We start from the raw sequence: 21,920 nt of genomic DNA on the forward strand, positions 1-21,920 counted from the left end.
ACATACCTCTTTCAGATGACCGACGTGTCCGCCCAGAACGGCGTTGAGCGTTTCAGCGACCCAGCAGACGGTTCTTCTGCTCGGTGTATTCCTCGTCGGTCAGAATCCCCTCGTCGCGAAGCTTGGAGAATTCGCGGAGTTCAGCCGCCACGCCGGTCACCACCGCGCGTGGATTATCCTGCGGTGCCTTGTCTTTTTCGCCGGCGGCCGCCCCATCAACGGTGACCGCCCCAGCTCCGGCGCGCGCCGCCGCACGGGCGCCTCGCGCCGCCTTTCCGGCTCCGGTACCTACGGTTCCGGCCATGGCCCGCCCGGCCATCCCTGCCAGTGCCATCTCACTGAGCATGCTGCCCGAGCCGGCTTCTGGCGCGTGGACCGCAGCGGCACTGACCGCGCTTCCTGGCAGCGCCGGCAGCGTGAATGCGACGGCGCGCACCGCCGGGGTGGCAGCAGCCCAGGTCGGTGGCACGGACAAGGCTCCGACGGTGCTGGCCTCGCCCAGACCGGCCGACAGCCTCGGCGCCGGCACCGTGCCTTCCGGCAAGTTGAGCAGCGGCGCCGGGAACGGCTTCACCGGTGCTGGCTCAGTGCCTGGAAAGGGCTCCTCGCCCTCCCAGCCGCTGATGATCTCGTCGGTGTGAATACCAGTCTCGGCGCCGATGATGGACACCGGAAGACCGATCACCCCGATCACACCGGACGGTACGCCGATAAGAATGGTAGCGAAGGCCGCTGCTATGCCGAAGGAAATGGTGAACAGGTCGGCCAGCACGCTCAGCGAGTCCACTGGTGCCGGCGCGGCAGCTGCCGGGGCCGCCGTTGCGAGGCTCTGCAGAGCGCTGGGGACCGCGGAGAAGGCTTGCTGGACCGTGCTCTCCACGATGCCGGTGGGCTGGCCGGCGGCGGCTTGGTTGGCCGGACCGCCCGCGTTAGTGGTCTGCGGGGGTGGGTTGAACGGCGTCAGCGCCGTCGCCGAGGCTGACGAGGCTGCGTAGCCGTACATCGCCGCCACGTCTTGGGCCCACATCTCCCCGTACTGTGCTTCAGTGGCCGCGATCGCCTGACTGTTTCTTCCGAACAGATTGGTCGCGACCAGGGCCATCAGCTGACTGCGGTTGGCCACCACCACCGTCGGCGGAACCGTCGCCGAAAACGCGGTTTGGTAGGCAGTGGCCGCGGACCTGGCTTGTGCGCCGGTCTCTTCGGCCTGTACTGCGGTGGCTTGCAACCACGCTACATACGACGCGGCCGCAGCGCTCATCGCCGCCGACGTCGGCCCCAACCAGGGACCAGCGGTCAATCCCGATACCACCGCTTGATACGAATTCGTTGCCGAATGCAGGTCGGCGGCGAGCCCATCCCACACCTCGGCAGCGGCCAACAATGGTCCTGACCCGGCACCGGTGTACATGCGGGCCGAGTTGACCTCCGGCGGATAGCTCCCAAAATCCATGGCTCGTGGGTCCTTTCATTCAGGGCGGTCGGGGGGGAGCTCGTCGGCACCGCGCGTGATGCTGCGACTCGACGGCAGATTCACCGGCGAGCCCTCGGTACATTCCGGCTTAGTGCTCTCAGAAAGCATGCTTCCCCCTCGCAGACGACCGAGCATGCCGGTATTCAGTGGCTTTAGATGGTGCAAAGTGCGTTCAGCAGCGAATGTCTCGGACGGTCCACATCGCAGTATCGAGTTTGTCCAGAAGATGTGGTTTGGCCAGGGATGTTCTGTAATGCGCCGCGAACTGACGGCTGTCCGGTCAGCGACGGGACAGGCAGAACCGCGTCAGAAGGTCTTGACCGGAGCGTGCAGTGGTGATGCCGCAAGGCGGGCCTCGCCCAGGAGCCAGCACTCGATCAGCAAATAAAGCGGCGACGATAGCCACTAGCGCGAGCGTCCCGAGCGCGACCAGCGTGGTCACCCACCGGGGGTCAAGCGAGGTCGCGAACAGCTCGGGCCACGCCGTCGACGAGCCGTGATCGGCATGGGTGTGGTCGGCGTTGACGGCCACCGCTTGGCCTAGGGAGGAGGCGGCGGTGTGCGCTGTGTCCGGGGCGGCGGTCACCGACCGCTGCAGCTCACCGAGGCTGCCACTAAGCAGCCACAGTAACGCCGCGATGGCGATAACCGATCGCGCCGAGGGTTGCCTACCTCTGTTGCTAAGCACAGTGGCTCGAATGTAGCAGCGCACGCAGCGCAGACAAAAGACCTTCAGTGCGGACCTGTCGCCAGAGGTTGACCAAGCCGAGACGATCCACGACATGCCATGTCGGCCATCCTGAGGCTTAGTCTTAGTGGTTCCGCTCGTAGGTTCGTTGGGGGTCAGATCCACGGGGCTAGGTCGCCGAGGTAGAGGCCGCACGCGGTGTCGAGAGCGTCTTCGGGTGCGCCGGCCGTGTGGCTGGTCGGCAGGATCGATTCTTGGCGGGCGTTCTTACTGGCCAGGTACACCGCGAATCCCCAGCGGGCCGCCAACCCGCCGTAACGCAGCCGCATCAGCGGCATGGTGTCACCGTCGGGCAGACGCGCGGTGCCGTAGGCGAACGCGCCACAAAATCGGACGTCCACCCCGTCCAGTTGCGGCCAACGCTGGCGCGCGCGGGCGGACAACCCGTTGCCGCAGGGATGCTTTCGTCGAAGCGGGCGGTGCGGCCATGGTCCGTGATCGTGCCCTACGGCGTGTCGTTGGGCACCACGGTTATGTGATAGGTGGGGCTGACGTGACCAGTGGGAACTTCGTCTTATGGACCACACACCATGTCACCGTCGTCCCAGACCGGATCACGTTGACCGGTTCGCAACGACGTGCACTGACTCGCCTTGTCCGGGCCAGGCGCACCGAGCAACGCCTCGTGACGCGCGCGCAGAACGTGCTCGCCGCCGCCCAAAGACAGTAGAGCGCGCGCATCGCGCCGTCGCTCCGGGTGTGCGAGGACACCGTGTGCAAGTGGCGCCGCCGCTGGTGCGCGGCACGGGAGCTGGCGTCACGGCGCGCCGCGCCACGCTGCGACCGCCCACCGGTGTGCAGCGCGGTGCAGGTCGCCCAGGTCAAGGCGGCGGCCTGCACGCCACCGGCCGACTGAACAAAGCAAGACCCGTGCTCCACCGACGCAGAGCCTCAGATGTTTACATTCTAATATGGCAATGTTAACGTAGTTTTGGCGGGTGGTGACCTGCGTCGATGGCGATACAGGAGGGCGGTGGGCCGATGTTGCATGGGCTGGTAGCGAAAGCTGGGGCTGCGGTGTTCACTGGGCTGGTCGGCGTCAGCGCCTTTGAAGTGGTCAAGAGGGCGGTAGGAAAGGCGCCGGTTCGCCGCAGTGCGGTGGCCGTGACTGAACTGGGATTGCGCGGGACGCGACGCGCGGAGACGGCGGCTGAATCAGCGCGACTGAAGGTTTCCGACGTGGTCGCCGAGGCGCGCGCACGGATCGGCGAAGAATCGCCCCCTCCGGCGGTAAGCGCCGTCCACGATCACGACCACTGATCCGCGCTATGAGCGCTGTGATCGACCCCGAATTGGTGGTCGTCTCGGATGCTGCTGGGCGGATACGGGTATTGGTGCCGTGGGTCCAGGCGAACGCGCGTCGTGCGGTAGCGGTCGAAGAGTCCGTCGGCCGCCAGCCCGGTGTGCGGGCCGTGCACGCTTACCCGCGTACCGGATCTGTGGTGGTGTGGTATTCGCCGAAACGCTGCGACCAACCGTCGGTCCTGTCGGCCATCTCCGGGGCCGCGCACGTCGCCGACAATCTCATTCCGGCTCGCAGTCCGCGCTCATCAGATGTCCGTAACACCGATGTGCTGCGGATGGTGATCGGCGGTCTGGCCTTGACCTTGTTGGGTATCCGCCGCTACGGCTTTGGGCGGCCACCGCTGCTGGGTGCGAGCGGGCAGCTGGTGGCAACAGGGGTGACCATCTTCACCGGCTATCCCTTCCTGCGTGGCGCGCTGCGTTCACTGCGTTCGGGCCGCGCGGGCACCGATGCGTTGGTGTCGGCGGCGACCATCGCCAGTCTTGTGTTGCGCGAGAACGTGGTCGCGCTGACCGTGTTATGGCTACTCAATATCGGTGAGTATCTACAGGATCTGACGGTGCGCCGCACGCGACGTGCCATCGCTGAGCTGCTGCGCGGTACCCAGGACACCGTCTGGATTCGCCTCGATGACGACACCGAGGTCCAGGTTCCCATCGACACCGTGCAGATCGGCGATGCTGTGGTGGTGCACGACCACGTGGCCATACCGGTCGACGGCGAGGTGATCGACGGGGAGGCGATTGTCGATCAGTCGGCAATCACCGGGGAAAACCTGCCGGTCAGCGTTACCGCGGGAGCACAGGTGCACGCAGGTTCGGTAGTGGTGCGCGGACAATTGGTGGTGCGCGCTGCCGCGGTGGGCAGCGAGACCGTGATCGGGCGGATCATCACCAGGGTCGAGGAAGCCCAACACGATCGGGCGCCGATTCAGACGGTGGGGGAGAATTTCTCGCGCCGCTTTGTTCCGGCGTCGTTCATTTTGTCGGCACTGACCTTGGTCGTGACCGGTGACGCGCGGCGCGCGATGACCATGCTGCTGATCGCCTGCCCGTGTGCGGTCGGCCTTTCCACTCCGACGGCGATCAGCGCCGCGATCGGCAACGGCGCGCGCCGGGGCATTTTGATCAAGGGCGGCTCGCATCTTGAGCAGGCGGGCCGGGTGGACGCGATCGTGTTCGATAAGACCGGCACCCTGACCGTCGGTCGACCGGTCGTCACCAATATCGTTGCTTTGCATAAGGATTGGGAGCCTGAAGACGTTCTGGCGTATGCGGCCAGCTCAGAGATTCATTCGCGTCACCCCTTAGCTGAGGCGGTGATCCGCTCGACCGAGGAACGCCGGATCAGCATTCCGCCGCACGAAGAGTGCGAAGTCCTGGTGGGCCTGGGCATGCGTACCTGGGCCGACGGACGGGTGTTGCTACTGGGCAGCCCGTCGCTGCTACGCAGCGAACGCGTCCGCGTGTCGAAAAAGGCCACAGAATGGCTCAACAAGCTGCGTAAACAGGCCGAGACCCCGCTGCTGCTGGCCGTCGACGGGAAGTTGGTGGGGTTGATCAGCCTGCGCGACGAGGTACGACCCGAGGCAGCTGAAGTGTTAAACAAACTGCGCGCCAACGGTATACGCCGCATCGTCATGCTCACCGGGGACCATCCCGACACCGCCGAGGCGGTCGCCAACGAACTCGGTATCGATGAGTGGCGCGCTGAAGTGTTGCCTGACGACAAACTTGAGGTGGTGCGCACCCTGCAGGGCGAGGGTCATGTCGTGGGAATGGTCGGCGACGGCGTCAATGACGCCCCCGCGCTGGCCACCGCCGATATCGGCATCGCCATGGGGCTGGCCGGTACCGATGTCGCCGTGGAGACCGCCGACGTGGCGTTGGCCAATGACAATCTGCATCGCCTACTCGACGTCAGCGACCTCGGTAGCAGGGCAGTTCAGGTCATCCGAGAGAACTACGAGATGGCCATCGCAGTCAACGCTGCCGGCCTGCTGATGGGAGCCGGCGGCGCCCTGTCCCCGGTGCTGGCCGCGATCCTGCACAACGCGTCATCGGTAGCTGTGGTGACCAACAGCTCACGCCTGATCCGCTACCGCCTCCCATGATGTCCGCACCCAAAGATTCCGGTAGTAATCGCCGGAAAACCAACGGATATGGCGTAGTACCTGGTTATCGATCTGTCCGGGGGTTGTGCCGGAAACGATCGTCCATGATGCAATCCGGCCCACCCTGGGTGTCTTCGCAATAGCCCGGTAGGCCGGAAAGTGGTAGGACCAGTGGCCGGGTGAGCGAACCTCACTTGACCCTGTACCCGGGTACAGGGTTGAGAATGACGGCATGCGCAGTAGCGAACTGGCAATCCGCTCCGGCGTGAACGTCCAGACTCTGCGGTACTACGAACGCCGGGGCCTGCTGGCGCAACCACCACGGTCGCACTCGGGGTATCGGGCCTACCCGCCCGACGCTGTGGCCGTGGTGCGGTTCATCAAGCGAGCCCACGACCACGGGTTCAGCCTCGAAGAGGTCGCGGAGATGCTGCATCTGGCTCAGGGTGGGGCCCGAGGACTGCGACGCGGCGCGCGCACTGGCGCAAACCCGGATAGTCGCGCTCGCCGAGCGGATCGCCGACCTGCAACGCATGCAGCGGTCTTTGTCAGAGCTTGTCGACACCTGCGAACGGGTCCGCAACGACCGATCCTGCCCGCTGCTGCACACCCTGCACGAGGATGGAGATCACTGATGAGACTGGAAATTCTGCAGGTCCGCGACTGCCCCAACGTGCCCGTTCTCGAGGAACGCATCAGGCAGGCCACCGCCGATCAGGAACTCGACGTCGAGATCACCCACCGCGTGATCGACGATCCGGCCACGGCATCGGCGGCGGGGATGACCGGCTCACCCACCTTGCTCGTCGACGGCCACGACCCCTTCGCCGCCCCCGGTCACCTGCCCAGCGTGTCCTGCCGCCTCTACGAGTCCGAGAACGATGGCATGCCCGGGGCGCCGTCGGTCGCTGCGCTGCGAGCCGCACTCGGACTCGAACCCCGTGGATACAACCGTCCGCATCAACTGCTATGAGCGCCCGACTTTCACTGGCGCTCCCCCCCGCGCCGAGACGGTCAGCCCACTTGTAACTGGTAGCAACGTATTCGGACGTTAATTGGGCCAATGCGGGCACCTCGTCGGCACACGCTGCCCGGATTGTGAAACCGTTTATAAGCCCCAATTTTCCGGCCGCTGCCCAAAAAGCGAATCGTAACTCCGATTGACTACATTCTCGTCTGGTTGATATCGCAACGGCTTTGGCCTACTACCCGGCGCCTGCGTGCGGTGCATTCAGCGCCCCAATTGCAAGATCACGACTCGTGTCGTTTAGGCGGGGCAAGTCCGCGGCCGGCCGCCTCGACGCGAAGTGGTACCCGCTCCTCGCCCAGCTACTCGATCGTCTCGAAAGAGTTGGCCTGCCATAACGAGATCAAAGCGCAAACCGGCGTCAGTCCGCGTGCTCGTATTGGCTGACGAATGGCGGTGCGACGTCAAGTTCAGCCCGGACGGCAGCGTTGAGATTCAACAATTCCGATCAAGCGGCCCGTTCGAACACAATCTAGCGATCCTCAACGACCTCTCCGAGTAGCCAGGGCAGCAACCAAGGATCAACTCATTCCGATGATCGTGGACTCGTAGTCTGCGTCGGCGCAACGGACCGCAAAATCGCCCCGCATGTCCAGGGCCATCGCGATGTTCCTCTCGGCAGTGATCCTTGGTCGTTTCACCACAGAGACTCACGCGATGGCCCCTCTACATCAGCGACCGACACACCCCCGGCTACTTACACCACGCCCTGGGACGTGAACACGAAATCTGCTCGTACGCAGGGCGGGTTCACGCGGTCGTCGCAACACTCATGAATGTGAGAGGTTGCGGCGACCGTGTCGTTTTCGGAGGACTGTGTTCGGTTTGGGGATCAGCTAGCAAAGCTCGTTGATGCGGGTGTGCCGGTGCGGGAGGCGGCGGTTTCGCTGGGGCTGTCGCGCCAGCGGGGGTATGCCATCTTGCGGGCCACGGGCCGTCCGATGGGCGCGGCTCGACCGGATGTCAGTGGTGTCGATCAGGCCCAGGTGGTGGCGGTGTTCACCGAGACGGGCTCGGTGAGTGCAGCGGCCAAGGCGGTCGGGGTGGCTCATTCCACGGCCCGGCGGATGCTCGTTGAGGCGGGTTTGGTGGATGCCGCACGGCGCGTGCGGGGTAAGCCTGCTGAGCGGGCCCGGTTCTTGGAACTGCTCGATGCCGGGTGGTCGGCGGCGCGGGCGGCGCGGGAGGTCGGCGTTAACGAGCGCACGGCCCGGGATTGGCGCAACGGCATCCACCGGGTCGCCAACACGCGGGTGCGTCCTGATGGCAGGGTCAGCGATGTCAACACCGTGACGCGGTACATACGACCGGTGAAAACCATTGCAGAACAGGGTCTTGTAGCTGGTGAAGAATCAGTCAGCAGGTGTCTGCGGTTGGCTGATCGGCTGGTCATCGCTGACGGGCTGGCGGCCGGACAGACCCTTACCGCGATCGCCGAGGTGATCGGCAGGCACAAGTCGACGGTGTCCCGCGAAGTCGCTGCACACCGTGTCGCGGGCTTGTATTTGCCGTACCAGGCCGATGCGGCCGCCGCAGCGGCTCGATCCCGCCCGAAGCAGGCCAAACTGGTCACCAACCAGAAGCTGCGGCACGAGGTCGAACAGGGGCTGGCCAAGCGGTGGTCCCCGGAAGAGATCTCGCATCGTCTGGTCAAGGATTTTCCCGACGACGAGAGCATGCGGGTGAGCTACGAAACGATCTACCAAGCACTGTATTTCCAGGCCCGTGGTGGGTTGAAAAAAGGGTTGCGTCCACGAAAGTGGTGTACGAGTCGGGCCGTGAGGTGAGGACCGGCGTGTCGTAGCCGGCTAGTAAAGGGTCATCGCGTGATTCTTCGAGAGACCGACCAAAGTCACTAGAGCAAAGGATCGACGCGATGACCGCTGCCCACGATATCGACCTACCCGCACTGTTGGCTGAGCGACTCACCACCACCCACCCTGATGTGTTGCGCGAACTGCTGGCTACCTTCATCCACACGCTGATGGGCGCCGAGGCTGACGCGCTATGCGGCGCGGCCTACGGTCAGCGCAGCAGCGAGCGGACTAACTCTCGTAACGGTTATCGGCATCGCCAGTTCGATACCCGGGCAGGCAGTTTGGATCTGGCGATTCCCAAGCTGCGCCAGGGGTCCTACTTCCCGGACTGGCTGCTGGAACGCCGCAAACGCGCCGAGCGGGCCCTGACAACTGTGGTGGCCACCTGCTATCTGCTCGGGGTCTCGACCCGGCGGATGGACAAGCTGGTCGAGACCCTCGGGATTACCGGCTTGTCGAAGTCGCAGGTGTCGGTGATGGCCAAAGAACTCGACACTGCCGTGGAGGCTTTCCGCACTCGGCCTCTTGATGCCGGCCCGTATACGTTCATGGCCGCCGACGCTTTGGTACTCAAGGTCCGCGAGGCCGGCCGCGTGGTCAACGTGCACGCGCTGATCGCGGTGGGCGTCAACGCTGAGGGCTACCGCGAAATCCTGGGCATCGACGTCACCACCGCCGAAGACGGTGCGGGCTGGTTGACGTTTCTGCGCTCGTTGACCGCGCGCGGCCTGTCTGGGGTGGCGCTGGTCACCAGCGACGCCCATGCTGGACTGCTCTCAGCGATTGGGGCCACCTTGCCCGGGGCGTCCTGGCAGCGCTGCCGCACCCATTACGCCACCAACCTGATGGCCATCACCCCAAGAGCTCCTGGCCCTGGGTCAAGACCCTGCTGCATTCGGTGTTCGATCAACCCGACGCCACTTCTGTTGCTGCACAATATGACCGGATCATCGACGCGCTTTCCGACAAGCTACCCAAGGTCGCTGATCACCTCGAAGCGGCCAGGTCCGACCTGCTGGCCTTCACGGCTTTTCCTAAGCAGATCTGGCGTCAGATCTGGTCCAACAACCCCCAGGAACGACTCAACAAAGAAATCCGCCGCCGCACCGATGTCGTCGGGATCTTCCCCGACCGCGATGCTCTAATCCGCCTCGTCGGCGCTGTGCTGGCCGAACAACACGACGAATGGGCCGAGTCACGGCGCTACCTGGGTCTCGACGTCCTCAGCAAATCCCGCCTGACCACCACCACACCAGCAGAACAGGAGGACAACCCCGCGGCACTAACCGCATAAGTCACGACATCGAAGAATCACACGACGACGTCGTACACCACGTCCCTGGACTTGACCGAAAAAAGAAGTGGCTCAAGCGCTTCGGTCGGGCCGCACATGCCGCAAACCACGTCGTAAACCCGGTGAGCGCTACCAACGGTTCGTTGATCCGATGATCATGATCGCCGACCGGCCAGACATTGACGATCGGGCGGTGCCCGGGCACTGGGAATCTCAATGCTGTTGTCAAGCCGCCAATACCGCGTTGGCGGGCTGAGGCTCCTGGTAGTGGGTGTGGTCGCGCAGCATGGCCCAGATGACGTTGATTCGGCGCCGGGCCAGGGCGATCAGCGCCTGTTTGTGTGACTTGCCCTCGGCGCGTTTTCGGTCATAGAAGGCGCGAGAGGCCGGACTGTTTTTGAGGCTGGACAGGGCGGCCAGGTAGCACGTTCGCAGCAGCCGGCGGTTGAAACGCCGCGGGCGGTGCAGGTTGCCGCTGATGCGTCCGGAATCGCGGGGCACCGGAGCTAGCCCGGCGACGCAGGCCAGCCTGTCGACGCTGTCAAAGCCCTCGAGGTCACCGCCGATTTGGGCAAGGAATGTGGCGGCAAGGACGGGCCCGAACCCGGGCATGCTGGTGAGGATTTCGGCGCTGCGGTGTCGTGCGAAGCGGTCGGTGATATCGGTTTCGATCTGCTTGAGCTCATCGTCGATCGCGGAGATCTCTGCCGCCAGCCGCGCTACCAATAAGGCCCCGACCCTCTGGGTGGGCAGTGCGCTTCGTTGGGCATGGGCGGCATCGACAGCGGCTTGCGCAACGGCGGCACTGTTGCGGCAACCACGTGCTTTAAGCCACGCGGTAAGCCGTGCGACACCGATCCGCCGCAGGCTCTCGGGGGTCTGATATCCCGACAAAAGGGTAAGCGCCGCTTTGCTTTTGGAGTAGTCGAAGGCGCGCTCAAGGGCCGGGAAGTACTCCAGCATTGTCTCTCGGAGACGGTTGATCGCCCGCACCCGGTCGCAGACCACGTCAGTGCGCCGTGCGGTCAGCAACCGAAGATCGGTGGCAATCGGATCAGCCCTACGCACCGGCTGCAGATCAGTACGCATCCGAGCCTGATCGGCAATGATCCGGGCGTCTTTGGCGTCGGTCTTGCCGTCACCTCGATAGGTCGCCGCCGCGTGATGCACAATCCGGCCCGGAAGGTAAAGCAGTTGCTGATCCTGTGCTGCCAGCAACGCGATCAGCATCGCCGCGCCACCAGCGTTTAAGTCCGTTGCCCAACACAGCTGCCCGCCGGCCGCGATGCCAACGACGACGTCGATCAGCGCCAACAGCGCCGTCTCGTCATTGTCGACCCGCGTAGAAAGCAATGTGCTGCCGGTCTGATCAAGCACCACGCAGTGATGCGTGCGCTTCCCGGCATCAATACCGGCCCATATCGTCGGCATATGTCATCTCCTCGTCGTCGCCGAATGAAAGCCCTGGCGATGACCATGCCGACACGTCCTTAACCAACGATCAATGTCGCAATTCTCAATCAGCGGTCGAGTCATCAGCAGGCAGCGGGCGGCCATTCCCAGTGAGCCGTCCCAGCGGCAGGGAGACCTAAGCCATACCCGCCACCCGAGGGTGAACAGGACCCTACGACAGCCCCAAAACACCCCTCAAACAACTTAAGGAGGGCGACCTGATCACCGGTGAACTCAACAAGACCGCAATCGGCACTCTCGTCGAACGCACGACCCGCTACACCATGCTGGTGCACCTGCCCGATGGCCATGGCGCCGAAGCGGTCCGTGACGGGTTGATCACGACCATGATGACCCTACCGACGCATCTGCGGGGATCGCTGACCTGGGACCAGGGGGCCGAGATGGCCGGCCACAAAGGGTTCTCGATGGCCACCGACATGGCCGTCTACTTCTGTGACCCGGCAAGCCCCTGGCAGCGCGGCACCAACGAGAACACCAACGGCCTGCTGAACTGGTCCCGAAAAGTTGGACTCGGTAATAGGACTCTAGGCGATTGCGGATTGTTGGGCGCGGTATTCGTCGGGGCTGAGATAGTCGAGCCGTTGCTGGATTCTGGTGGTGTTCCACCAGTCCAGGTAGGCAGTTAGGCCGGAGTGGAACGCGTGGAGGCTTTCGGGCTTCTGGATGCGGAACCATTCCTCTTTGAGGTGACTGAAGAATGCTTCCATGACGGCGTTGTCCAGGCATTATCCGGCTAATCGGTGGACGGTTTGGTGGTTAACCGGTTAAGACGTCGGATTTGTTGGTCATGGCGGCGGATTTGGTCGGCGAGTTCTTTGATGGCGATGCGGAGGGTTGCGACGTCTTCGTCGAGGCGGTCGAGAGGGCTGGTCGGTGTGCTGGATCGCTGGTGGTGTTCGACGAGGGCGTGGAGGGTGGGGTTGCGGTAGAGGGTGGCGCGGGAGATGTGCGCGGCATCTGCAACGGCGGTGAAGGTGACGGGCTGGTGGTTGTTGGCGAGATCGATGCAGGCTTGCTCGACGCGAGATGGTAGGTCGTTCATCCGGTTTGGGCCTGGGCGATCGCGGCGTCGAGTCGTTCGATGAGTTTGCGGTGGCGATCTGCTTCGCTGATCCAGCCGCGTTGTTCGGCGTCTTTGGCGAGGGTTTCGGTGTCGGTGCGTTGGGCGGCGAGGACGGGCAGGTAGCTGGTGTCGGTGCGGAAGTTGGGACAGTGTTCGCAGATGTTGGCGTAGGTGCAGGCGCCTTGAGCGGGGGCGCGTAGGCAGAAGCCGCCGGCGAGGCGGGACTTGATTGCTGGTGCGTCGGTCCATGTTCCGCCGCCGGTGATGTCGGCCAGCGGCAGGGCTTGGCGTGCTGAGGTGGTCGATGTGGCGGGCAGGGCGGTGAGGTGGTCTTTGGCGAGGGTGAGGGCACGCTCGTATTCGGCGCGGACGGTGGTGTCGAACAGGCGGCCGTAGCGCAGGCTCATCTGCGCGGAGACGTGTCCGAGCAGCGCCATCAGCGATTGCAGGGACACTCCGGCGTTGACCAGTGCGGTGGCGTAGGTGTGTCGCAGTTGGTGTGGGGTGATGTGGTCGAGTCCGGCAGCGGTGGCGGCGCGGTCGAGTTCTTCTCGGATCGCGTTCTGGGACAGGCGGTGTCCGTGTCGGGTGAACAGGAATTGGGCGGGTCGGCCGGTGCGGGGATGGTCCAGCGGCCTGCCGCTGGAACGGATCTCGGCGATCCGGTCGATCAGCTCGACGGTCTCCTCGTCGAGCGGGATCATCCGTTCGGTGTCGAGTTTGCCCACCGGCACCTTCAACCAGGTTCCGTGTCCGGGTATTTCGTGCACGCAGTCCAGTTCGAGGTCGAGCAATTCCCGATCCGCAGCCCGCAGGACCGCTGCAGCAGCAGCGCGGATGCTGCAAGTTCGTAGTCGCTTGCCCTCAGCGCCTGGGTGAGTCGGCGGTCGGCGTCGACGGGCAGATACCGCGGCAACGGCTGCGGCAGCCGCGGGATGTCACCACGGAACACCAGCCGCCGGGTCGGGGTGTCGGCCCAGCCCCATTCGGCGATGTCGGACAGGAAGTTTCCCAACGCCAGCACCCGGCGGGAACGTTCGGCGGCGGTGATCACACCGTCGGTCTTGGTGTTCACGGTGTCGACGAGCGCGCTCAGATACGGTTCGATGTGGCGACGCCGGTCCAGCTGCGACAGCCGAGTCAGGCCGGGGTCGGTGGCGGTGAGGAACCGGCCGAAGTGCATCAGCCGGGTCGACAGGCTGGAGACGGTCTTGCGGGTGCAGGTCGCTTTCTTGGCGTTGAGGTAGGCGATCATCGCCGTCGCGATCGGTTCGGTGATCCCGGCGAACCGGTCGGCGAAGGGCACCGGTCCGCCGGTGCGTGGCGGTGTGGGCAGGATGGCGAGGTGGAACAGCACCAGGTGGGTGTTGCTCAGCGCAGCCTTGTAGTGTCCCCAACCGGCGCCGGTACGGGCCTGGCGGTCCCGGCATGCCGCGGCGAACTCGTCCAGATCCGCGGCCGTGAGCTGGTCGAGGCGTTTGCCGGTCTGGATCAGCAGCCGCGCCGGCGCCTGCGAGCCGGTCGCCGACCGCACTCGTTCGGTAAACCCCAATTGGGTTGCCGTAGAAGTGAATCGAGTCAAATCGGCGCCGATCGGGGAAACGTCGATCTCACGCCACAGGCTCGAGATCTTGCGTTCGAGCAGATAGTCGTAGCCCGGCCGGACGAACCCATACAGCATCAAGAAGGTAATCATCGGACGAGTGGAACCGTTAGCCGAGCACCGCACCGCCAGCGGCTCATCCGCCCACGCCCGCGGATCGGGCCAGCGCTGCAGAAACGAGCGCGCGGCGCTGTCGTATGCAGTGTTGCCGCGACCGGTGCGGGCTAGATGCGCCTGGTAGGCGTCATACACTTCCTGCGGGTCGGTCGCGGTCGCGGATACGTGCGCGGGCAGCATCGAATTCCTCCTTCACCCGGGTCGGTGCCAAATGGATGTAGCGGGCCGTGGTGTCGATATGCGTGTGTCCGAACAGATCCCGCATCACCGTGAGGTCGACGCCAGCCTCTGCCAAGGCGGTGCCGAACGAATGCCGCAGCGCGTGCGGATGCCCGCCGACGATCCCGGTGACCTGTCGGTGGTAGCGGAAGATCGTGCGCAGCCCGGCCGCGGTCAGCGGCTGCCCGCGACTCGGGCCTTTCGCGACGAGGAACATTCGGCGGCTGTCGGATTCGGGGCGTTCGGTCAGCAGATACACCTGGACCGCGCGGGCCACGTCAACATCCAGCGGCACCCGGCGTTCCTTGCTGCCCTTGCCCCACACCCGCAGCCAACGCCCGCCGATGTCGGCGTCAGTCACATCCAGGGCGAGCACCTCGCACGAGCGCAGCCCGCAGTACAGCATCAACCCGGCGATTGCCCGATCCCGCCACGTACGAAGACTTTCCAGTAGTTCGCCTGCCTGCGCGCTGGTCAGCGGCCGCGGCAGCCGTTTGGGCTCCCGCAGCCGCAGCGTGGACCGGGGCCGCGGCTTGCGCACCGTATGACCCAGCAATCCGGTCTTCTCTCCGGGCACCACCCGCCGCGCCTCCCGGCCTTTGGGGACCGGATTGGGCTGGTCGGGGTCCCGCATCGCCCGAAACGCGAACATGCCCGAGATCGCCGCCAACCGGCGGTTGATCGTTGTGGCCGCATACGCATCCGCCGGCCGACCCGCCATGGTGACAACATTCGGGCCCGGCCGCCCAGGCAGCCGCGCCTCCCGGCACGCCGCCAAGAACCGCAGCAACATATCCGTGTTCACCTCACCGAGCGCGGCATCCTCGCTTTCCAACCAGCGGCAGAACGCCAACAGGTCGAACCCGTACGCGCGCACCGTTTTCGGCGAGTAGTTCCGATCCGCGAGATACCCCAGGTACTCGTTCACCAGTCCGTACCGACCCGCGGCAGGACCGGCCAGTCGCCAGCCGACCGAGCCTTCGAGCCTCAGGTCGGAAGCCGCGGGTTTCATAGCGACAGATGTATCCGTCATGTCGCAGCGACGCAAGCATCAACACACCGCGTGTCGCATCTCCCACCAGCCGATTCTCTACGATTAGCCGGTTAAGAGGCAGGTGCCTTTGCGGGACATCGACTGAGTGAGACCGGCGCGGTGCAGCGTGTCGCGCCAGAGGGTGTGGCGGTATTGGAATCCTTGGTCGGAGTGGACGATCGGCTTCTCAGTCGGGCTCAACGTGGCGATGGCGGCGCGTAGGGCTTCGGTGACCATCTTCACGCTCGGAGAGAGCCCTGCTGTGGCAGAGATGATGCGGTTGTCGTGCAGATCCAGGACAGGTGACACGTAGACCTTGGTGCTGCCGACGGTGAACTCGGTGACGTCGGTGACCCACTTCGCGTGAGGAGACTCTGCTTTGAACTGGCGGTTCAGTATGTTGTCGGCTGCTTGGCCCACGTCGCCGCGGAACGCGTTGTAGCGTTTGCGGCGCCTTACCGGGCAGCGCAGCCCGAGCTGGCCCATGAGCTTAAGGACCGTTTTCTTCGACACCCGCCAGCCTTGGCGAAGCAGGACCGCGAGGATACGTCGGTGCCCGTAGGCGCTTTTCGCCGCGTAGAACGCATCTTTGATGGCCTTCTTGAGATCGGCCCTGGCGTCCTCACCGTCGAGCCGGCGCCGGTGATCGTAGAAGGTGGACCGAGCAAGGCCCGCGATCTGCAGCAAAAGGGGCAGTGGGTAGTACGCCTTGAGATCGTTGACAGCGCGCACTTTCAGCGTTGTCCCGACGGCCTCAAGGCCCGCAATTTTCCCAAGTACGCGACCTCAGCGCGCAACCGTTCGTTCTCCCGACGCAGTGCCTCGGTCTCGTCTTCTGGAGGGGAATCTGCACGACGGGTCGGGGGCCTGCCGCGTCGCTTCGGACGCAGCCCATCAGCACCGTCGCGTCGGAAGATGCTCGTCCAATTCGCGACGGTGCTCGGGGACGGGAGATCGAACTCCTCGGCAAGAGCACGACCAGACTCGCCCCTGGTATGTCGGAGCACGATCTCGAGCTTGGTGTCGAAGTCGTATTGTTTGCGGTCTCTGGTCACCAGGGCCCCCGGTCCTCGTAGTTGCCATCGCTGGTACAACATTTGGACCGGAGCCCCGGCAAGGTCAAGGGACAGGGCTACCGACTTCGCGGTGAAGCCCTGCTCGAACAGTTCGACAGCCGACACGGCGTCGCAGTGACTCAACGTGCTTTTCGAGTACATCTGACTACTCCCTGCAGAAGGAAACCTAAATTAGGTGTCCAACTTTTCGGGACCACTTCACTGCTGCGCCAGTACTTCCCCAAAGGCACCGACCTGAGCGTGTTCGGGCCCGAAGACCTCGAACACGTCGCCCAGCAACTCAACGGCCGCCCACGCAAAACGCTCGACTGGGACACACCAGCCGAACGTCTACGTGATCTACTAAAGACCAATTAACCAGCAGTGTTGCGACGACCCCTAGAAACCGGCCAGCTGGGTTCAGGCCGGTTCAAGACCGACGACCGCGACTGCGCGGCCTTGACGTACATGGCACGTCAAGGCGGCGGTCGACGCTACGGCCAGCAGTCGTCGGTAGAGGCGCTGCGTGCCGCGGTCCGGCATCGCCGTGGGTTGGTGACCGACCGCAAGGTCGCTCAGCAGCGGTTGCACGACCAGCTCAATGCTTATGTCCGGGTTTGTCGGCGCCATCGGGTCATGGACGATCCTTGGCGCTGGAGACGCCCACTGGTCTGGCGGTGCTGGCATGCGCTGCGGCGTTTTCAGGACGGCCACCACAACTGCGATCGCTGCTATGCCGGGCACCGGGGCGGCTGACGACGAATACCGCCCAATACTGGCTTCAGCGGTGGCGCGGATGTCTGCCTCCGCCGGCCGACGCCGATCGACGTGCTCACCGTTTAACCCGCGACCTGGACCGATATCACCGTCTCCGGGGCGACATCGGTGCCATCGACCTCGAAATCGTGACATTGCTCGCCGATACTGACGGCCAGATCCTGACCACCCTTCCCGGTGTCGCTTCGATCCGCGCGGCAGCCTTAGCCGCACACAGCCTTCCGATCGAGGCGTTCCCCGACGCTGAACATCTCTACTCGGCAACGGGTTTGGCACCAGCGCTCTATCAATCGGCCACGTTGTACCGGCGCGGCCGGATCTCTCGACAGGGACTCGCCGAGCACCGCGATGCCCTAATGGGAATCGCCTGGGGACTCTCTCAATGCTCGCCGTCGTTTGCCGAACGCGACGCCGAACTGCGGGCGCGCGGGATGGCCCCGATCCAGGCCCGCGTCGCACTTGCACGTCACGCATGCCGCCTGACATACCGGCTACTCAGAACCCAACAACCCTTCGATGAACAGCGCTATCGTCGAGGAAGGCTCAGCGGCGAACGGTGACGGCTTTTTGAGCTATGCCGCTCGACGGCGCAACCTAGCTTGCCGCCCGCTCGCCCTGGGCCGCCATCACGGCGCACACGAAAGCCTGCCGCTCACGGCGACTAATCAGCCTGCCGGAACACGACGGCCCACCGACCAAACCGAACGCACTCTTCATCGCGTGAAAGCCGAGCATCCTGCCCGGCCGATCAACCACACCCAACCTCACCCTTGACTGCCCGAGCGAAAGCTAGCCACACCCAACTGCGAACTCAGTTACGCGTGTCGTAGGCGGACAAGTCCCGGTCAAGTCCAGGGACGTGGTGTACGACGTCGTCGTGTGATTCTTCGATGTCGTGACTTATGCGGTTAGTGCCGCGGGGTTGTCCTCCTGTTCTGCTGGTGTGGTGGTGGTCAGGCGGGATTTGCTGAGGACGTCGAGACCCAGGTAGCGCCGTGACTCGGCCCATTCGTCGTGTTGTTCGGCCAGCACAGCGCCGACGAGGCGGATTAGAGCATCGCGGTCGGGGAAGATCCCGACGACATCGGTGCGGCGGCGGATTTCTTTGTTCGAGTCGTTCCTGGGGGTTGTTGGACCAGATCTGACGCCAGATCTGCTTAGGAAAAGCCGTGAAGGCCAGCAGGTCGGACCTGGCCGCTTCGAGGTGATCAGCGACCTTGGGTAGCTTGTCGGAAAGCGCGTCGATGATCCGGTCATATTGTGCAGCAACAGAAGTGGCGTCGGGTTGATCGAACACCGAATGCAGCAGGGTCTTGACCCAGGGCCAGGAGCTCTTGGGGGTGATGGCCATCAGGTTGGTGGCGTAATGGGTGCGGCAGCGCTGCCAGGACGCCCCGGGCAAGGTGGCCCCAATCGCTGAGAGCAGTCCAGCATGGGCGTCGCTGGTGACCAGCGCCACCCCAGACAGGCCGCGCGCGGTCAACGAGCGCAGAAACGTCAACCAGCCCGCACCGTCTTCGGCGGTGGTGACGTCGATGCCCAGGATTTCGCGGTAGCCCTCAGCGTTGACGCCCACCGCGATCAGCGCGTGCACGTTGACCACGCGGCCGGCCTCGCGGACCTTGAGTACCAAAGCGTCGGCGGCCATGAACGTATACGGGCCGGCATCAAGAGGCCGAGTGCGGAAAGCCTCCACGGCAGTGTCGAGTTCTTTGGCCATCACCGACACCTGCGACTTCGACAAGCCGGTAATCCCGAGGGTCTCGACCAGCTTGTCCATCCGCCGGGTCGAGACCCCGAGCAGATAGCAGGTGGCCACCACAGTTGTCAGGGCCCGCTCGGCGCGTTTGCGGCGTTCCAGCAGCCAGTCCGGGAAGTAGGACCCCTGGCGCAGCTTGGGAATCGCCAGATCCAAACTGCCTGCCCGGGTATCGAACTGGCGATGCCGATAACCGTTACGAGAGTTAGTCCGCTCGCTGCTGCGCTGACCGTAGGCCGCGCCGCATAGCGCGTCAGCCTCGGCGCCCATCAGCGTGTGGATGAAGGTAGCCAGCAGTTCGCGCAACACATCAGGGTGGGTGGTGGTGAGTCGCTCAGCCAACAGTGCGGGTAGGTCGATATCGTGGGCAGCGGTCATCGCGTCGATCCTTTGCTCTAGTGACTTTGGTCGGTCTCTCGAAGAATCACGCGATGACCCTTTACTAGCCGGCTACGACACGCCGGTCCTCACCTCACGGCCCGACTCGTACACCACTTTCGTGGACGCAACCCAAGTCCCCCCTCGGACACAATTTATTAGCTACAGGCATGTGATGATTTTGGTGCTGTCGCCGAGCAGCCGCGTACCGAGGACGCCGGTCAATGCTCGCCGCAGCGCTTTCGCGTCATAGATGGGCGATCTCAGTTGGCGTGCCCGACGCCATACTCGCCGCCTGAATGCCGGAAAGACCTTTTCAACCAATTCTTCGTAATGAGAAACGATCTCGCTCGGCCTGAGGCCCGCACCGAGTCCCAGTGCGACGATGCCACCCGCCGAAGTCCCAGCGATGAGATCGAACGAATCGCAGATCATGACGCCCGAGTCCTGCTCCAAACGCGCAAGCACATGTGCGGTGAACAGCGCCTTCGCGCCTCAGCCGTCGAGTGCGAGGATCTGGAAGCGGTCGGCGCACGGCCCGGCCGGCTCGGGTTCGGTTGCTGGATGGACCTGCGCGGCGGATTTCCGTGCTCCTGCTCAGCACTCTTTTTGGCTCCCGCTGTCTCAGGCCGTTCACAATGGCACTGGACACCGACACGACCCGAAGTGCGAAGACCTGCAGCATGCCGCTACATCATCGCGACACGATGGCGACATGGCGCCGGAGTAGCGCCCGCACTCTGGCCGGCACCCTCGTCGGCGGACTGGAGATCATCTGCGCTGCCACATGCGCAGCATCACCGCGCTCGCCAGCCTTTATGATCTGCGGGTCGTCCAGGCGCCACGGTGATGCGCGGTATTCGGGTTGTGACCCCACGATCTCCAGCAGTGTCTCGATGTCCTGGAGGTCACGTTCGGAGTCGCGAACGGTACGTGCCAGCATTTTCAGCACGAATGCTGCCTCGACGTCGGGAACCGGAACTTCGAACTGAATCATGTCGCCGTCCGTGAGCCGCGCTGTAACAGCGACTTTGATCGGCGGCAGGGCCAGCGCCACGCGCAGTCCTGGCGCTCCGTCGAAGGCTCGTTCGCCGATGATCTGCTTGCCCGGTTTGGCTGCGGCAGGAACCAGGAGGTCGACCGCTTGCGCACCTCGCTCGTAGCGGTTGCCGCACTCAGCGATGTACCCCAGCGCGGTGAGTCGATCGTGGAGGTCGCCCATGGTCGCCACGTTTACGTCGATCCCCGTGTCAGCGTCGGAGGTCAGCCGCGGTATGCCTGGCACGTTGTAGACATGCCGCAGCAGCCGCACCATGTGGCCGCCGATGACGCGGTACTCGATGTCGGCGGCGACAGCGGCCACGTCGTGCAGCGCACGCATCCCGTTGTCTTCGGCCACCGCGGTGCATGCCATCACGACCGATGCTGTTCCGGTCACCGGTGCACGATCCAGTCGCCGAGACGCTGCGGCGCACCGTCGCCGAGATCGACGCCGTCGCTGAGGTCCTGAAGCGCAATCACTGGATCCACGGTGATGATGTCGGAACGCTGCCTATCACTAACCCGCAGCCACCAGGACGCGGTCGTCCAGACTGTCGGATCGGCAGGAACCCGCACAGTCAAGGTCGCCTCCTCGGCGGTGGCCTCCACCAGACCGAACTCGGAGAGGTCAACCAGTTCTTCGGCGTAGACCAGACCTCTGGTTGGTACCCGCCACGGTTGCAGGACGTCGGCGGCGACCTCGCCGCCGGCAAGGATCCGTACGGTGAGCTCCGCGCCGAGTCGGGTCGCGCTGCGCACCTGCTCCACTACCGGATCCATTCCATACCAGTACGTTTCGACGAGTCCACTGTCTGCGGGTACCGATGCCAGTTTCATCAGGATTTCCCGGCGTGCAGCCGAGGTCATGGGCGTGCCCGGCAGCGGATCCTTCTCGGTCATCTTGGACACCGCCTGCTGGCTAACGGCGATGGCGTCAGCGATGTCGCGTTGGCGGAGCTGGTCGCACGTAAGCACACAGACCCGTTCGGCCGCCCGCCTGCGCCAAGCGCGCTCGCTGGCTGCGCGGTGTGGCCGTCCTGGTGTGGGCGTTCGGTACGTTCGCCCAGAGAGCACCAGTTCGCCGGTACTGCCGACGCTGAGATCTACGTCGGTGTCAGCCAGGAGCGCTGAACGTGCCTCGTCCGAGATGGTCTCGCAAACCACGAAGACGCGGCGGCCGGGATGGCGGCGCACATGACCGAGGACGGCAGCCGGAGATGGAACACGTTCTGCAAGTGCTAGGTCCGCTACCACGGCGCGGCCGTCTATCCGGTATGTGATGCTGTGTGCGTCGCCAGTCACAACCTGAACGCCGGCGTCGACCAAGCGGGCGGGAATCGAAGCAGACAGCACGCCAATACTCTAGCAGCGACCACTTGTCAAACAACCATTTGCTTAGAAACAGAGTTCTGGTTGTTTGACTTAAGCCGATCGGTGACATAGAGAAGGGCCGGTGATTGACACGTCACGCGCCGGACGAAGCCGGACGAAGCCGAACGCGGCGACCGTCGAAGACACCGGGCAGTGGAGCTACTTTCGCGTCTTCGCGGTGGCGCCGCTAACGCAGAGATTGCTGGCAACCGCTGACTCTTAATCAACTGCGAACACGCCCGGCTACCG

General features: G+C 64.3%; 20 protein-coding genes and 6 pseudogenes. 12 read left to right on the plus strand and 14 right to left on the minus strand.

The features are described from left to right. Positions 1–52 precede the first annotated feature (52 nt). Positions 53–1,453 carry a PPE domain-containing protein gene (locus tag MKCMC460_RS17250; RefSeq protein ID WP_065136430.1) on the minus strand — a complete coding sequence of 467 codons (1,401 nt, stop codon included), beginning with the start codon at positions 1,451–1,453 and terminating at the stop codon, positions 53–55. Positions 1,454–2,317: 864 nt separating this feature from the next. Beyond that, positions 2,318–2,563, minus strand: a complete 246-nt coding sequence (locus MKCMC460_RS17255; protein WP_238304607.1) for a hypothetical protein — start codon at positions 2,561–2,563, stop codon at positions 2,318–2,320. A gap of 356 nt (positions 2,564–2,919) precedes the next feature. On the opposite strand from MKCMC460_RS17255, the gene MKCMC460_RS17260 reads away from it, so the two are divergent. The 9 genes and pseudogenes from MKCMC460_RS17260 to MKCMC460_RS17300 form a co-directional block, all read left to right on the plus strand. Then, a complete protein-coding gene (locus tag MKCMC460_RS17260) occupies positions 2,920–3,078 on the plus strand; it encodes a hypothetical protein (RefSeq protein WP_236982939.1) in 159 nt (52 codons plus the stop codon). Positions 3,079–3,203: 125 nt separating this feature from the next. Continuing rightward, positions 3,204–3,482: a DUF1490 family protein gene (locus MKCMC460_RS17265; RefSeq protein ID WP_156781429.1), complete on the plus strand. Its 279-nt coding sequence runs from the start codon at positions 3,204–3,206 to the stop codon at positions 3,480–3,482. Between the two features lie 8 nt (positions 3,483–3,490). Next, entirely contained in the window at positions 3,491–5,641 is a 2,151-nt protein-coding gene (ctpC, locus tag MKCMC460_RS17270; RefSeq protein WP_238304608.1) for a manganese-exporting P-type ATPase CtpC, read from the plus strand. Between the two features lie 232 nt (positions 5,642–5,873). Then, positions 5,874–6,017 (plus strand): annotated as a pseudogene (locus tag MKCMC460_RS17275) (MerR family DNA-binding transcriptional regulator); the annotation flags it as partial. Positions 6,018–6,087: 70 nt separating this feature from the next. After that, the gene (locus MKCMC460_RS17280; protein WP_236984671.1) at positions 6,088–6,276 is read left to right on the plus strand and encodes a hypothetical protein; all 189 of its coding nucleotides are present in this window, start codon (positions 6,088–6,090) and stop codon (positions 6,274–6,276) included. After that, positions 6,276–6,614, plus strand: a complete 339-nt coding sequence (locus MKCMC460_RS17285) for an alkylmercury lyase (RefSeq protein ID WP_236984052.1) — start codon at positions 6,276–6,278, stop codon at positions 6,612–6,614. The genes MKCMC460_RS17280 and MKCMC460_RS17285 overlap by 1 nt, the downstream gene beginning before the upstream one ends. 851 nt (positions 6,615–7,465) lie before the next feature. Next, a complete protein-coding gene (locus MKCMC460_RS17290) occupies positions 7,466–8,455 on the plus strand; it encodes a helix-turn-helix domain-containing protein (protein ID WP_238304609.1) in 990 nt (329 codons plus the stop codon). Between the two features lie 89 nt (positions 8,456–8,544). Beyond that, positions 8,545–9,779: pseudogene (locus MKCMC460_RS17295) on the plus strand (IS256-like element IS1512 family transposase). Positions 9,780–9,837: 58 nt separating this feature from the next. Further along, positions 9,838–9,990, plus strand: a pseudogene (locus MKCMC460_RS17300) (IS30 family transposase); the annotation flags it as partial. A gap of 14 nt (positions 9,991–10,004) precedes the next feature. On the opposite strand, the gene MKCMC460_RS17305 reads toward MKCMC460_RS17300, so the two are convergent. After that, positions 10,005–11,210, minus strand: a complete 1,206-nt coding sequence (locus MKCMC460_RS17305) for an IS110 family transposase (RefSeq protein WP_156298129.1) — start codon at positions 11,208–11,210, stop codon at positions 10,005–10,007. A 230-nt stretch (positions 11,211–11,440) separates the two neighbouring features. Here MKCMC460_RS17305 and MKCMC460_RS17310 point away from each other — a divergent pair. Further along, positions 11,441–11,743, plus strand: a pseudogene (locus MKCMC460_RS17310) (IS30 family transposase); the annotation flags it as partial. A 36-nt stretch (positions 11,744–11,779) separates the two neighbouring features. Here the strand turns inward: MKCMC460_RS17310 and MKCMC460_RS31835 are convergent. The 7 genes from MKCMC460_RS31835 to MKCMC460_RS31840 form a co-directional block, all read right to left on the minus strand. Then, a complete protein-coding gene (locus MKCMC460_RS31835) occupies positions 11,780–11,962 on the minus strand; it encodes an IS3 family transposase (RefSeq protein WP_370652856.1) in 183 nt (60 codons plus the stop codon). 26 nt (positions 11,963–11,988) lie between these two features. After that, entirely contained in the window at positions 11,989–12,297 is a 309-nt protein-coding gene (locus MKCMC460_RS17315; RefSeq protein WP_238304610.1) for a hypothetical protein, read from the minus strand. Continuing rightward, the gene (locus MKCMC460_RS17320; RefSeq protein ID WP_238304612.1) at positions 12,294–13,112 is read right to left on the minus strand and encodes a tyrosine-type recombinase/integrase; all 819 of its coding nucleotides are present in this window, start codon (positions 13,110–13,112) and stop codon (positions 12,294–12,296) included. The genes MKCMC460_RS17315 and MKCMC460_RS17320 overlap by 4 nt, the downstream gene beginning before the upstream one ends. Further along, on the minus strand, positions 13,055–14,218 hold the full coding sequence (locus tag MKCMC460_RS17325) for a hypothetical protein (RefSeq protein WP_238304613.1): 1,164 nt from the start codon (positions 14,216–14,218) through the stop codon (positions 13,055–13,057). Before MKCMC460_RS17325 ends, MKCMC460_RS17320 begins: the two co-directional genes overlap by 58 nt. Next, on the minus strand, positions 14,166–15,269 hold the full coding sequence (locus tag MKCMC460_RS17330; RefSeq protein ID WP_238304614.1) for a tyrosine-type recombinase/integrase: 1,104 nt from the start codon (positions 15,267–15,269) through the stop codon (positions 14,166–14,168). The genes MKCMC460_RS17325 and MKCMC460_RS17330 overlap by 53 nt, the downstream gene beginning before the upstream one ends. An 84-nt stretch (positions 15,270–15,353) precedes the next feature. Further along, the gene (locus MKCMC460_RS17335; RefSeq protein WP_238304615.1) at positions 15,354–16,022 is read right to left on the minus strand and encodes an IS3 family transposase; all 669 of its coding nucleotides are present in this window, start codon (positions 16,020–16,022) and stop codon (positions 15,354–15,356) included. A 2-nt stretch (positions 16,023–16,024) separates the two neighbouring features. Next, on the minus strand, positions 16,025–16,507 hold the full coding sequence (locus MKCMC460_RS31840; RefSeq protein WP_068031316.1) for a helix-turn-helix domain-containing protein: 483 nt from the start codon (positions 16,505–16,507) through the stop codon (positions 16,025–16,027). Between the two features lie 51 nt (positions 16,508–16,558). Between MKCMC460_RS31840 and MKCMC460_RS17340 the strand changes: the two are divergent. Beyond that, positions 16,559–16,723: pseudogene (locus MKCMC460_RS17340) on the plus strand (IS30 family transposase); the annotation flags it as partial. Positions 16,724–16,992: 269 nt separating this feature from the next. Then, positions 16,993–17,682, plus strand: a complete 690-nt coding sequence (locus MKCMC460_RS17345) for a transposase (RefSeq protein WP_236982932.1) — start codon at positions 16,993–16,995, stop codon at positions 17,680–17,682. A 340-nt stretch (positions 17,683–18,022) separates the two neighbouring features. Here the strand turns inward: MKCMC460_RS17345 and MKCMC460_RS17350 are convergent. The 4 genes and pseudogenes from MKCMC460_RS17350 to MKCMC460_RS17365 form a co-directional block, all read right to left on the minus strand. Further along, positions 18,023–19,259, minus strand: a pseudogene (locus tag MKCMC460_RS17350) (IS256-like element IS1512 family transposase). Between the two features lie 162 nt (positions 19,260–19,421). Beyond that, on the minus strand, positions 19,422–19,715 hold the full coding sequence (locus MKCMC460_RS17355; protein ID WP_236982930.1) for a patatin-like phospholipase family protein: 294 nt from the start codon (positions 19,713–19,715) through the stop codon (positions 19,422–19,424). Between the two features lie 238 nt (positions 19,716–19,953). Further along, the gene (locus MKCMC460_RS17360) at positions 19,954–20,697 is read right to left on the minus strand and encodes a hypothetical protein (RefSeq protein WP_236982928.1); all 744 of its coding nucleotides are present in this window, start codon (positions 20,695–20,697) and stop codon (positions 19,954–19,956) included. Next, the gene (locus MKCMC460_RS17365) at positions 20,694–21,626 is read right to left on the minus strand and encodes a hypothetical protein (RefSeq protein WP_236982926.1); all 933 of its coding nucleotides are present in this window, start codon (positions 21,624–21,626) and stop codon (positions 20,694–20,696) included. The genes MKCMC460_RS17360 and MKCMC460_RS17365 overlap by 4 nt, the downstream gene beginning before the upstream one ends. Positions 21,627–21,920 lie beyond the last annotated feature (294 nt).

Origin of the sequence: Mycobacterium sp. 20KCMC460 (assembly GCF_022179425.1) — a bacterium.
Lineage (GTDB): Bacteria > Actinomycetota > Actinomycetes > Mycobacteriales > Mycobacteriaceae > Mycobacterium > Mycobacterium kiyosense.

Coding starts and splice junctions, on each gene's coding strand:
- MKCMC460_RS17250 (WP_065136430.1), bottom strand. CDS start 1,453: ATGGATTTTGGGAGCTATCCGCCGGAGGTCAACTCGGCCCGCATGTAC.
- MKCMC460_RS17265 (WP_156781429.1), top strand. CDS start 3,204: ATGTTGCATGGGCTGGTAGCGAAAGCTGGGGCTGCGGTGTTCACTGGG.
- ctpC (WP_238304608.1), top strand. CDS start 3,491: ATGAGCGCTGTGATCGACCCCGAATTGGTGGTCGTCTCGGATGCTGCT.
- MKCMC460_RS17285 (WP_236984052.1), top strand. CDS start 6,276: ATGAGACTGGAAATTCTGCAGGTCCGCGACTGCCCCAACGTGCCCGTT.
- MKCMC460_RS17305 (WP_156298129.1), bottom strand. CDS start 11,210: ATGCCGACGATATGGGCCGGTATTGATGCCGGGAAGCGCACGCATCAC.
- MKCMC460_RS31835 (WP_370652856.1), bottom strand. CDS start 11,962: ATGGAAGCATTCTTCAGTCACCTCAAAGAGGAATGGTTCCGCATCCAG.
- MKCMC460_RS17315 (WP_238304610.1), bottom strand. CDS start 12,297: ATGAACGACCTACCATCTCGCGTCGAGCAAGCCTGCATCGATCTCGCC.
- MKCMC460_RS17325 (WP_238304613.1), bottom strand. CDS start 14,218: ATGCTGCCCGCGCACGTATCCGCGACCGCGACCGACCCGCAGGAAGTG.
- MKCMC460_RS17330 (WP_238304614.1), bottom strand. CDS start 15,269: ATGAAACCCGCGGCTTCCGACCTGAGGCTCGAAGGCTCGGTCGGCTGG.
- MKCMC460_RS31840 (WP_068031316.1), bottom strand. CDS start 16,507: ATGTACTCGAAAAGCACGTTGAGTCACTGCGACGCCGTGTCGGCTGTC.